The organism is Xanthobacteraceae bacterium, assembly GCA_019454205.1.
Taxonomy (GTDB): Bacteria; Pseudomonadota; Alphaproteobacteria; order Rhizobiales; family Xanthobacteraceae.
This window is the reverse complement of record CP075369.1, coordinates 1,109,710-1,121,686: the sequence shown is the minus strand read 5'-3', so window position 1 is coordinate 1,121,686 and position 11,977 is coordinate 1,109,710. Positions and strand designations below refer to the sequence as shown.

Here is an 11,977-nt window from a genome sequence, read left to right as displayed (position 1 = left end):
AACAGAAATCGAGTGACCTTTGGTTGACGAGCAGCAACTTTCTCCCTTGCCGCAAGCGAAACGCGGTCTCGCCCTACGGTACTTCCTGCCGCTGCGCGAAGCCATCGTCCGGCCAATCGCCGCGTTGCGGCTGCGTTACGCGCCACTGCTGCTGGTCTATTTCAGCTACGGTGCGCTCGGCCTGATCGATGTCAGCCGCGATCTCTGGGTGAAAGAACGCCTCAGTCTCTCGCCCGCCGAACTCGCGGGCATCGGCGTCTGGCTCGCGTTGCCTTGGACCATCAAGATGGTGTTCGGCCAGATGGTCGACAGCATTCCACTCTTCGGATCTCAGCGCCGCGTCTACCTTGTTGCCGGTGCGCTGTTCACCGCAGCGGGTTTACTAACGCTGGCGGGCGCGGCTGGCGGCTGGCTCACGTTCATGCCGACTGCCAGCCTTTATGTGCTCGGCTCGATTCTGGTCGTGCTCGGCACTGTGATTCAGGACGTGGTAGCCGATGCGATCTCCACCGAGGTCGTAAACCGCACCGATGCGCAGGGCGCGCCGCGTGACGAAACGGAAGTCCGCGCCGAACTCGGCATGGTGCAGGTTCTCGGCCGTCTCGCGCTATCCGCCGGAATCGTCGCGGTTGCGGGATTGTCGGGATGGATTGCGTCGGTGCTTTCGCGCGAGCATGTCTTCCTTGTTGCGCTGGTAGTGCCTGCACTCTCGCTGATTGCCGCATTCACGGCTTCGGAACGCGAAGCCGAACGCCGCCCGCTCGATTTGAGAATCCTGATCGGCGGGATCGCTTTCGGCAGCGCCGTGGTCGCGATCGGCTTGTTAGGCGTTCCGTTCGGCCAGGAGATCATCTTTATTGTCTCCATGGTCGTGGTCTGCGTCATGCTCGCCATCGTGACGCAGGATGTGCCGTCCGCGACGAGGCGCGCGATCTTCTTCACCGCCATTATCATATTCGCCTTCCGGGCGACGCCCGCGGTCGGCGATGGTTATTTCTGGTGGACCATCGACGTTCTGAAGTTCGACGAATCCTTCTACGGCGTTCTGCGGCAGACGGCCGCCGTGATTTCGGTGATGGTGCTCTGGCTATTCTCGAAACAGCTGACCGAATATTCCGTAACCGCCGTACTGTTCTGGCTGACCGTTTTGGGCGCCGTACTGTCGCTGCCCAACGTCGGCCTCTATTACGGGATGCATCACTGGACGGAAGCGCATCTCGGCTTCGGCGCGCGCTCCATCGCATTGGTCGATGCCGCGACCAGTTCGCCTTTCGCGCAACTCAGCATGGTGCCGCTGCTCGCACTGATCGCGTTTTATGCACCGGAAGGCAGGCGCGCGACGTGGTTCGCGCTGATGGCTTCCCTCATGAACCTCGCGCTGGTCGCAGGACAGCTTTTCACGAAATACCTCAACCACTATTTCGTGGTCGGCCGCGGGGAATATTCAGAACTCGGCGCACTGCTGATTTGCGTCGTGGCGGCGGGGTTCGTCATCCCGATTGCTGCGATTGCGCTGCTGGGGCGCAAGATCGTCCGCTAACTCCGCGGCGTCGATTCCGCCAGCGCCTTCATCACGTCTTCGCGCGAGATGACTCCGACCAGCCTGCCCTCGCTCACGACCGGCAGGCTGCGGGTCCTGCGTTCCACCATTTTCTGCAGCACACGGGTCAACGGCATGTTGGGGTCTGTCGTGAACATCTCCTCGCGCATGAAATCGCGGACGGCTCCTGCCATGATGGTCCTGTAATCCGGAAGCGGATGCTCTTCGGTGAAGGCAAACGCGCGCATGAAGTCGAATTTGGAGAAGACCCCGATCAGCTTTCCATTCTCCATGACCGGAAACGAATTGAAATCATGGCGCGCAAACAACGCCTCCGCTTCGCGCAGCGTCGTGCGCGCGTCGCAATAGACGATCTGTCTAGTCATATACTCGGAAACCTTGCGCTCGTAGAAATAGCGCATCGGCTGCCCGGCATTCCGGTTCGTCATGGTTCGCACCGTGCAGGTTTCGGCGTACCGCCGTAGTCTTTCCCTGCAAACGCGATACGTGCCTTGATGCAGGTCAACCTACTTTTCGTGCTGCCTGATGAAGCGCTCAACAATCGGATTGAAGGCATCCGGCGCCTCGACATAGGCGGCATGGCCGACGCCTGGAATGCTGGCGCTCGCAGCACTCTGCAGATATTCTTTCATCGCTTCGGAGCGTTGCGGCGTCACCACGGTATCGCTGTCGCCGGTGACGATCAGCACGGGCAGTTTCAGCGAGGACAACAACGGACGATTATCCGCCTTCTCGACCATCTGCCCGGCGTTCAACAGCCCTGCCCGCTTCGCTTCGGCCGCGATGCCCGCGACACGATCGAAGACTTCGCGCGAAGACGAAGGCGGCAGCATTTTCTGCGCGCGCGCTTCTCCATACTCGCGCGGCGAGAGGCTTTCGAGTTCTTCCAGCCTGCGCGTGTATTTCGCTGCAAGCGGTGCATCCGGCGGCGCAGCGTTGCCCCAGTGCGTACCGGACAGCACAAGGCATTTCGCCCGTTCTGGGTAACGCGCGCAGAAGCGTTCCGCGACTACGCCGCCCATCGAGTGCCCAACGACGTGCGCGCGCTCGACCTTGAGATAATCGAGGAGCGCCGCGACCTGCGCTGCATAAGCATCCGCGTCGGGCGCCACCGTATCGGAGCGGCCATAACCCGGCGCATCCCATGCGATGGTGCGGAAAGAGCGGGCGAACGGTTCGAACTGGTAGCACCAGCTTTTCGAACTGCCGTTCATGCCGTGCAACAGGATAAGCGCCGGGCCACTCCCCGCTTCGCGGAAGCTGACGGCACCCTGCGGCGTCTGGGCAATGTGCAGATCGGGGATCGTCGGACCGGCCGATACCATCGTCATCTGACTCATACTTCTTCGAAATCCTCTAGCGGGCCGCGGCCGGAGCCGCAGTGTTGTTCGGCGCCGTCCGTTCGGCGGCGGTGAATTTCATGGTCTGCACGGAGCGCAGCAAGTTTTGTGTATAGGAATCCCGCGGCGATGACAGGACCGTATCTTTGTCGCCGATCTCGACAATCCGCCCACGATACATCACCGCAACCCGCATCGCGATGGATTTCACCACGGCAAGATCGTGGGTGATGAGCAGATAAGACAGCCCCAGTTCGTCGCGAAGGTCTAGCAGCAGGTTCAGGATTTGCGCCTGCACCGACACGTCGAGCGCCGAAGTCGGCTCGTCGCAAACCAGAATCTTCGGCTTGAGGATGATCGCGCGCGCGATCGCCACGCGCTGCCGCTGACCGCCCGAAAGCTGTGGCGGATAGTTCTGCAACAAGCGCTTCGGCAGGCCGACCAGTTCGATGATGCGTTCTGCTTCCTTCTGGCGCTCCTGTGCATTGCCGACGCCGTGCAGCTCCAGCGGGCGCATGATGATCTGGCCGATGGTCTTGCGCGGGTTCAACGACGAATACGGGTCCTGAAATACCGGCTGCACCAGCTTGGCGCGTTCGAATGGCGTGATCGCGTGTAGCGGCTGCCCGGCGATGAACACTTCGCCTTCATCGCATTCCTGCAAGCCAAGGAGGATGCGCGCGAGCGTACTCTTGCCGCTGCCGGATTCTCCGACCAGCGCCACGATCTCGCCCTGCGCAACATCGAGCGATACATCATCGACTGCCTTGAGCGCCTTGCCCTTACCAAACAGGCCTGAGCGCACGATGAAGGTGCGGCTTACGCCCTCTGCGGAGAGCAGGCTTTTTGCAACACGGTCCTTTCGCAGCGGCAGGACTTGCGCCGGCACGCTCACGCTGCTGCCTGCATGGCCGGGCGGCAGCACGCAACGATAGAGATGACCGCTGCCCGCCTCCCGCATCGGTGGCGGCGCCGAACGGCATATATCTTCGGCAAACGCGCAACGCCCGGCGAAGGTGCAGCCCGGCGGCAAGGCGAACAGCGGCGGCACGGAACCCGGAATACTTTGCAGCCGCTCGCCCTCGCGGCGCGCGGCGGGAATCGAAGCGAGCAAGCCGCGCGTATAGGGATGCTGTGGCGTGCGCAGCACATTCTCTACCGTGCCGGTTTCGATCAGTTCGCCGGCATACATCACCGCGATCTTGTCCACGCTCTGCGAAACGACGCCGAGGTCGTGGCTGACGAGAATGAGCGCCATGCCGAGTTCCTTGCGAAGCTCGGCGAGCAGATGAAGGATGCTGGCCTGCACGGTCACGTCGAGCGCCGTGGTCGGCTCGTCCGCGATCAGGAGATCGGGCGCGTTCATCAGCATCATCGCAATCATTACGCGCTGGCGGAGGCCGCCCGAAAGTTCGTGCGGATATTGTGCAAGCCGGTTGGCCGCATCCGGCACGCCGATCCGGTCGAGCAGATAGACCGCGCGTTCGCGAGCTTCTTTCGGCCCGGCAGTGCCGTGCATCGTCATGGTTTCGATCAGTTGCCGCCCGATGGTGTAGACCGGGTTCAGCGAAGTCATCGGCTCCTGAAAGATCATCGCCATGCGGCGCGCGGCGACGGATTTCGCGAACTCGATCCGGTCCATCGCGAGCAGATCATGCTCGCCGAGGCGCAGCACCGAAGCCTTGCGGACTGCATTCTTCGGCAGGAGGTTCATCAGCGCCAGCGAAGTCATCGACTTGCCGCTGCCGGATTCGCCGACGATGCCGAGCGCCTCGCCCCGCTCCAGCGAGAAGCTCACGCCGCGCACGGCGTGCAAATTACTCTCGCGCACCGGCAAGGTGACGGCGAGATCGCGGACATCGAGAAGCGGAGATTGCGTTGCGCTCATCGCATCATCTTCCGCTTTTTGCGCTGAGCATGTCGCGCAAGCCGTCGCCGATCAGGTTGGCCGCGAGCACGAGCAGGAAAATGAACATGCCGGGCAGAATGACGAGCCACGGCCTGAGAAATACCGAGGTCTTGCCTTCCGCGATCATCAGCCCCCACGAGGGGATCGGCGGCTGGATGCCGACGCCGAGGAAAGACAACGCGGCTTCCGCGAGCACCGCGACGCCCACCTCCAGCGAAAAGATCACAATGATTTCACTGAGCAGGTTCGGAAGAATCTCGACGGTCATGATCTGCCAGCGGTTTGAGCCGATGGCGTGCGCGGCGGTGACATATTCGAGATCGCGGATTTTCTGCGTCGCGGCGCGCGTCACGACCAGATAGTAACTCCAGTGCAACAAGCCGATGACGCAGATCACCACGATCACGGAAGGCCCGATCAGGAATACGAGCGCCATCGCCAGCAACAATCCCGGCAGCGCAAGCTGGCAGGTGAGGAAAAAACTGATGACGCGGTCCGTCAGGCCGCCGAAATAGCCCGCGCAGACGCCGAGCGTGACACCGAGCAGGCAGCCGATGGTCGCCGCACCGAATCCGATCAAAAGCGAAATCCGCGCGCCGTACAGCAAGCGGCTGAGGTAATCGCGGCCGAGATGATCCGTGCCGAGCAGATGCTGCATGTTGCCGCCTTCCACCCAGAATGGCGGCAGCAGGCGACGCGGCAAATGCTGATCGAACGGATCGTATGGAGAGACCAGCGGTGCAAGCAACGCGAGCAGCACCAGCGTAACCAGAATTACGAGGCCCACCATGAAACCAGGGTGATGCAACGCGGTTCGCCATGCGCTGGATTTGCGCGCAGGTTCGGCGGGGCGCTGGTCCCCGCCCGCTTCCGTCGCCGCTTTCAAGGTGAGATCGGTGTTGCTCATGGCCGCCTCACGTCAGCCGCAGGCGCGGATCGAGCCATGCGTTGAGCAGGTCCGCGAGCAGGGTCAGGCCGATGAAGGTCATTGCGAAAAGCACCACGAGCATCTGCACGGTCGGTATGTCGCCGCCGATGATCGAATGGAGCGCGAAACGCCCCAGCCCGTTCATGGCGAACACGGTTTCGGTGATGACCGAGCCGCCGAGCTTGTGGCCGAGTTGCACCGCCAGCACGCTGACGACCGGCAGCAGCGCATTGCGCATCACCTGCCGCGACAGCAAGCGATAGCCGTAGAAGCCCTTGGCGCGCGCGGTCCGGATGTAATCGGAGGCCATGACGTCGAGCACGCCGACCCGGGTCAGCCGCATCAGCGCCGGAACCGAGTGCGCGCCCAGCACGATCGCGGGCAGCACGAAGCTCAGCGCCGTCGTATCGCCGGAGATCGGGAATATCGGCAGCATCACGCCGAACACAATGATGAGGATCAGCGCGAGCCAGAAGGTCGGCGTTGCCTGCGCCGACACCGCTACCGCAAGCGCAACCCGGTCGATCAGCGAGTTCGGATAGAGCGCCGCTATAGTGCCGAGCGGAATGGCGACGATCAGCGTCACGAAAGTCGCCGAGAGCGCGAGCGCCAGCGTGACCGGCAGATGTTCGAGGATCAGCGCCCCGACCGGCTGCCGCCAGTAGTAACTGGTGCCGAGATCGCCGTGAAAAATCGCCGAGAGCCAGCTCCAGTATTGCACCAGTAGCGGACGGTTCAGCCCAAGTTGTTCGCGGATGTGGTCGATCACTTCCGGTTCGGCACCCTCGCCCGCAATCGCCGCCGCCGGGTCGGTGGCGATGCTCAGGAGAAAGAACGCCGCAAAGGAAACCGCCAGCGCGACGATCACCGCGAGGATTATGCGCTTGCCGGCGTAACGGAGCATCGTCCTCTCTCCTTTCCTACCGCGAGGCTTTGGTGTCTGCGCGCCAGCGCGCACGGAACAGCCGCGGCAGCCCGTCCTTCGCAACCGGATAGGCGAGCTTGTTGGAAACGAGATAGTTCTGCGAATAGGTGTAGAGCGGAATCCAGTAGGCCTGTTCCGCGATCCGTTTCAGCGCGGCGCTATAGAGGCGCTTGCGTTCTTCCGGGTCGATGGTCCTGGCGGCGGCTTCCATCTGTTTCGCAACGATTTCGTCCTTCGACATGTTGCGATCCGACTTGAGCGACCAGTGCGCTTCCGCAATCGTTGCAGTGTCGGCCGTGCTCCCGGATTCCCAACTGGCGAAGAAAGCCGGTACGCGCCGGTTCTTCCGCGCCTGATTCAGCGTGGTCAGCGTCACGAAGCGCAGGCGTACGCGAACGCCGACCTTTGCGAGATCGGCGGCGATTGCCTCGGCTGCCTGCCGTTCGCGATAGACCCAAAGCTCGACCTCGAAACCTTGCGGATAACCGGCCGCGGCCAGCAGACGGCGCGCTTCGGCAGGATCGTATGGATATTTATGGACATCCTGCTCGCATCCGAATTGCAGCGGATGACAGGCGGCGTCGATGACTTCCGCGTCGCCCTGCACCAGATACTTCACTATGTCCTGCCGGTTGATCGCGTGAATCAACGCGCGCCGCACGTCGAGTTTGGTCAGCGGATTTCCCGCGCCGGTATATCCAGCGGCATCGAGCGGAATGAAGTTCACGCGCAGCGTGGGACCGCTCAAATGCGTGGCGTATTTTGTCGCGCCGATGTTGCTCGCGACATCCGCCGGCACATTATACATCCAGTCGACGTTGCCGCTGATGAGTTCGGCTTGCTGCGTGCTGAGGTCGGGAATGGTGCGGAACAGAACGTTCCGGATCGCAGGCCGCCCCTTCGGGCTTTCGGCGTAATAGCCATCGAAGCGTTCCAGCACGACACGCTTGCCGGGATGAAACTCCACCACCCGGTATGGTCCGATGCCGTTCAGCTTCAACGCCTGCGCGTTCGGGTCGGCGCTGCCGCTTGCATGGTAAGCGCCCGCCTTCCGTAGCTGCACGCTGAACGCCATGTCGCGGATCGCGAGCGGATACGGATGCTTCAGGTGAAAGCGCACGGTCATCGGACCGGTGCGTTCGACCCGGTCCAGCCACGCCGCGATCACGCGGCCGCGGTTGGTCTTGGAGTCCGGGTGCAGCACCCAACTATAAGTGTAGACCACATCGTCGGCGGTCAGCGGCGAACCGTCGTGAAAGCGGACGCCCGGCCGGATCGTCACGTCGATGGTGGTGTCGTTGACTTGCACATAAGATTGCGCGGCAGCCGGTACATAACCCAGCGTGTCGGGATCGGCATAGAACAGGCCATCGTCGGTCAGTTCGGCAAGCACGATGGTGTCGCGCGCCGTCGTGTAGAGATGATCGAGCGTCGGAATCTCACCTTCGATGGCAACAACCAGCGTGTCGTTCGCCGGTCCCGCGTAAGCGGGACGCCAGCAGAACACGACAAGGCAAACGGCGGCGAGCGCCGTCAACGCATTCTTCCGGGCCGTACCTCCCAGCATTTTCTTGTTCGCTCTTGTTGTCGGCTTGGCTGCATGTTAGCGACCCCGAACGGAAACAAAATGTGAAATAACGAATGAATGCTTCCGTTAATGTGATGGCTCTATAAATCTTCTATATTTTACAACCGCTTGCCATTCGGGGGCAGGATGAATGTAAAGGCGCTCAAGGCATTCCGGCTGGTGGTCGTGAACGGTTCGCTCGCGGCCGCTGCGAAGTCTCTGCACCTTAGCCAGCCGGCGGTGAGCCGCCTCATTTCCCTGCTCGAACACGAGACCAAGTTGCAGTTGTTTTACCGCACGCGGCGGCGGCTGACGCTGACGCCCGAAGGCGAAGCGTTCTACCGGCAGGCCGAACACCTGCTCGCTGGCTTCGACGAAATCCCGCGCATCATCAGCGACATCAAGGCGAAGACCGGCGGCCACTTCCGTCTCGTTACCGCGCCGCGTATCGGCCAGGGCCTTGTTTCACCCGCGCTGGCGTTGATGCAGCGGGAGTCGCCGGGCGTGCATTGCATCGTGGACGTTCAATCGCGCTTCGACCTGGAAAACCGCATCGGCACGCGGCGATACGATCTCGGCATCGTCTCCCTGCCGGTGTCGCATTCGCTGATCGAGATCGACAACAAGCCGCTGGTGCGCGTTCGCGCCGAGGCGTTGCTGCCGGACGATCACCCGCTGGCTAAGAAGAAGCAGCTTACCGCCGCCGACCTCGCGCCATATCCAATGCTCGGACTATGGCCGAGCCAGATCTGGCGGCAGCAGATCGACGATTTCTTCCGCTCCGGCGGCGCGGTGCCGTCCTATTCCGTCGAAACGCGCTCCTCGCTCATGGCGTGCCAGATGGTGCGCGACGGCGCGGGCATCGCGATTCTCGATCGCGTCTGCGCACAGGCAATAGACCTTAATGGCCTCACCTTGCGTCCCATCGATCCGGAGCGGTGGATTTCGTTCGGCTATATCCAGCACCGCGGCAGTACGCTTTCCGCGCATGCCGAGCACTTCCTCGATTGCCTGAAGCGCGTCATCGAAAACCTGAGGATGCGCGACGCGCACTACAAGAGCGCCATCGTCCCCCTAACCTGATACGGCCAGCGGGCCTCGACACGCATTTGGTAAGGTAGTGTTAACCTTCGGCAATACGCTGAAATATAATCGCTTTTCTGCGACCCTTCTGGTTTTCGCAGTAAATGTTGCCCTATTTCAATTTTTCTTCTGAAAACCCGTCGCGGACAATAGCGCCCAATAAGAGAGCAAAGCTCCGAAAAGAAAAAATGTCGCTTCGCCGGCATGACGTGGGGGGAATACAGGGTGCGCCAGGTTCATCAATCCATTGGCCTTGACCGGCGGCGTTTGCGTGCCGTTACGGCGGGCGGCCTGTTCGCGCTGTTCGGCACGATCGCGTCCGCGTTTCCCGCAAGCGCACAGGATCGAGACAATCGTTCCGCAGGTCTGTTCGAGCTTCCGCCTTTACTGGATTTGCTCACGCTCAGCCCGCGTCCCGTGCGCCGCGCGGATGTAGACGACGCGCCGTTCGCGACCAACCTGACCCTCGAGTGGCTGAACCTCTATCGCAAGAGTCCTAACGCGATCCCGCTGACGGGACCGTTCGGCGCAACGCCGTATGTGCCCCTCACCTCGACGGACTTGCTGAACGACAAGACGCTGGCTCCCGCCCTGAGAGCCAGACTCGAAACCGAAATTCTCCAGCAGCCTGTCGAGTTCTCCGCGTTCTTCGGCTTCCCGCAGGTAACGCAGAGCCTGTTCACCGGTCTCAGCACCGGCACCGCCGGCGGGGCATCGTTGCGGACGAACGCCATCTACGGGAACGATCCGGGCGGTGACATCTCGAACTACATCAACTCGAACGCGATCTCGCAGCTTTACGTCAGCCACAGCAGCCACCTGTTCGGCGGCGAAGCCAGCGTGAAGGAAGCCTTCGGCATTCCCGGCGTGACGTTCGGCATTCGCGGACTTTATTACGGGGAAGATCTCTCGACCGTCACGCAACGTTTCGGTTCGACTACGGCCATCGACGCCGTCACGGTCCAGACCCGCAACTACATGCTGGGGCCGCAGATCGGTTTCGACCGCATGTTCGATATCGGCAGCGGCATCCGCATCGGCGGCAACGCCAAGATCGGCTTCCTCGGGAATTTCGTCGAGCGCGAACGCTCGTTCCTTTCGCGCAACCAGACCCAGGCACGCGCGCAGCAGAACTTCACCGACGGCTTCAAGTTCTCGCAGGTGGTCGAGGTCAATCCTCGTGTCGAGATTCCGCTGGGGCGCGGCGTTACCTTCAATGTCGGCGGCACGTTCATGTGGCTGAACAACGTCAGCACCGCCTTCCCGCATTTCGGCACCGTCACCGACCTGCAGGATCTCGATCTTCGCGCAAATAACCGCGTTTTCTATTACGGCATTCAGGCTGGCGTTACGATTCAACTCGACACCGCAGCCGCGTTCTCGCCGCCACCGATGGCAAAGCGTTTCCTCGAAGGCCGCATCCAGGAATTCAACGGACCTACTCCGATCCCGGTCACCCTGTATGGTGAAGTCAACCGGATGATGCTGTCGTGGAACGATGGCGTGCAACGCGCGACCCGCCTCGTCGACAACACCTCGGCCCCATCGATCTTCGGCGTCAAGCTGGCAGCCGAACTGGATCGCGGCTGGACCATCGGCGCGAATATCGAAGGCGGTGTGAACCAGTACCGCTCCATTGCTGTAAACCAGTTCCTCCCCGGAGGTGAAAGCAACTTCAGCCCCGAGCTTCGCTATCTCGACATGTGGATTCGGAGCAACCGCTACGGCAAGATTACCTTCGGCCAGACCTCGACCGCGACGGATGGCGTCGTACTGACCGACCTGAGCGGCACCAACGGCGCGGCCTCCGCCAACATCGCTCTGATCGGCGGCGACCTGATGCTGCGAGCCACCGACGATCTGGACTTAGGAAACGGGAGCATCATCGATCGCACTACGATCGGCGACTTCCTCGGCAGCGCCACCATCGACACGTTGCGCCGCCGTGTCATCCGTTACGAAACGCCAACGATTAGCGGCTTCGAGCTTTCCTTCTCCGGCCGCGATCAATTCTGGGACACTGCGCTGCGCTATCGCGCCGACCTTGTGAACTGGCAATTCCGCGCGAGCATCGGCTACCTGCACGACACCGATGCAGGCGAGCGCGCTGCCCTCGGCAACACGCGCGACCGCACCGAATGGAAAGGCGGCGCGAGCTTGCTGCATACGCCGACCGGGCTATTCGTCACGACCGCTTTCGTGAAGCGTCAGTTCCGCGGCAACGACACCTCCAACCAGGCGGTGTTCGGCGAAAATCAGGTGAACCTCGCCGGCGTAGCAATTCCGGGCACGCATCGTCCGGACCTCGTCTACACCTACCTGAAGACCGGCCTGCGCAGGCAGTTCGTTTCCTTCGGTGAAACCAAGCTCTTTGCCGAGGTCGCGAACGCCAGCGACGGCATCACCGGGCTGCGCGAAGCCGGCCCGATCGTTGTCACGTCGAGCAGGCTCAATATGCTCGGCGCCGGTTTCATGCAGGACCTCGACGCCTACAACGCGCAGCTTTATTTCGGCTTCCGCTGTTACTCGTTCAATGTGGAAGGCCTGCGCGACGTCACCGGACCACCCGCGGGCAGCATCGCCTCGCCTGCGCCCATCAACGACATCAACCTCGTTTATTCCGGCGTGCGGATAAAATTCTAACGGGATACGCTCTGACAGGGC

Annotated in this window: 9 protein-coding genes; 3 read left to right on the top strand and 6 right to left on the bottom strand. The window is 61.8% G+C overall.

Translation table 11 applies throughout. The features are described 5' to 3' along the window. The first annotated feature begins 46 nt into the window (after positions 1-46). Positions 47-1,540, top strand: coding sequence for a hypothetical protein (locus KF794_05550; protein QYK46154.1), 1,494 nt, complete (start codon positions 47-49; stop codon positions 1,538-1,540). Here the strand turns inward: KF794_05550 and KF794_05545 are convergent. The 6 genes from KF794_05545 to KF794_05520 all read right to left on the bottom strand — a co-directional run bounded on the left by KF794_05545 (position 1,537) and on the right by KF794_05520 (position 8,230). Further along, positions 1,537-1,989: a CBS domain-containing protein gene (locus KF794_05545; protein ID QYK46153.1), complete on the bottom strand. Its 453-nt coding sequence runs from the start codon at positions 1,987-1,989 to the stop codon at positions 1,537-1,539. The two genes, KF794_05550 and KF794_05545, sit on opposite strands and share 4 nt — an antisense overlap. Positions 1,990-2,067: 78 nt before the next feature. After that, a complete protein-coding gene (locus KF794_05540; GenBank protein ID QYK46152.1) occupies positions 2,068-2,901 on the bottom strand; it encodes an alpha/beta hydrolase in 834 nt (277 codons plus the stop codon). 16 nt (positions 2,902-2,917) lie between these two features. Next, the gene (locus tag KF794_05535) at positions 2,918-4,789 is read right to left on the bottom strand and encodes an ABC transporter ATP-binding protein (GenBank protein ID QYK46151.1); all 1,872 of its coding nucleotides are present in this window, start codon (positions 4,787-4,789) and stop codon (positions 2,918-2,920) included. A gap of 4 nt (positions 4,790-4,793) precedes the next feature. Further along, positions 4,794-5,717 (bottom strand): ABC transporter permease, encoded by a 924-nt coding sequence (locus tag KF794_05530; protein ID QYK46150.1) that lies wholly within the window; start codon positions 5,715-5,717, stop codon positions 4,794-4,796. 7 nt (positions 5,718-5,724) lie between these two features. Continuing rightward, positions 5,725-6,642, bottom strand: a complete 918-nt coding sequence (locus tag KF794_05525; protein QYK46149.1) for an ABC transporter permease — start codon at positions 6,640-6,642, stop codon at positions 5,725-5,727. Between the two features lie 16 nt (positions 6,643-6,658). Then, complete coding sequence (locus KF794_05520; protein ID QYK46148.1) at positions 6,659-8,230, bottom strand: ABC transporter substrate-binding protein; 1,572 nt, start codon at positions 8,228-8,230, stop codon at positions 6,659-6,661. 147 nt (positions 8,231-8,377) lie between these two features. On the opposite strand from KF794_05520, the gene KF794_05515 reads away from it, so the two are divergent. After that, positions 8,378-9,313, top strand: a complete 936-nt coding sequence (locus KF794_05515) for a LysR family transcriptional regulator (GenBank protein ID QYK46147.1) — start codon at positions 8,378-8,380, stop codon at positions 9,311-9,313. A gap of 225 nt (positions 9,314-9,538) precedes the next feature. Continuing rightward, a complete protein-coding gene (locus KF794_05510; GenBank protein ID QYK46146.1) occupies positions 9,539-11,956 on the top strand; it encodes a hypothetical protein in 2,418 nt (805 codons plus the stop codon). The last annotated feature ends 21 nt before the right edge of the window (positions 11,957-11,977 follow it).

What these genes read in the sequence shown, in the direction of transcription:
- KF794_05545 (QYK46153.1), bottom strand. Translation starts at nt 1,989, where the DNA reads ATGACGAACCGGAATGCCGGGCAGCCGATGCGCTATTTCTACGAGCGC.
- KF794_05540 (QYK46152.1), bottom strand. Translation starts at nt 2,901, where the DNA reads ATGAGTCAGATGACGATGGTATCGGCCGGTCCGACGATCCCCGATCTG.
- KF794_05535 (QYK46151.1), bottom strand. Translation starts at nt 4,789, where the DNA reads ATGAGCGCAACGCAATCTCCGCTTCTCGATGTCCGCGATCTCGCCGTC.
- KF794_05530 (QYK46150.1), bottom strand. Translation starts at nt 5,717, where the DNA reads ATGAGCAACACCGATCTCACCTTGAAAGCGGCGACGGAAGCGGGCGGG.
- KF794_05525 (QYK46149.1), bottom strand. Translation starts at nt 6,642, where the DNA reads ATGCTCCGTTACGCCGGCAAGCGCATAATCCTCGCGGTGATCGTCGCG.
- KF794_05520 (QYK46148.1), bottom strand. Translation starts at nt 8,230, where the DNA reads ATGCTGGGAGGTACGGCCCGGAAGAATGCGTTGACGGCGCTCGCCGCC.
- KF794_05515 (QYK46147.1), top strand. Translation starts at nt 8,378, where the DNA reads ATGAATGTAAAGGCGCTCAAGGCATTCCGGCTGGTGGTCGTGAACGGT.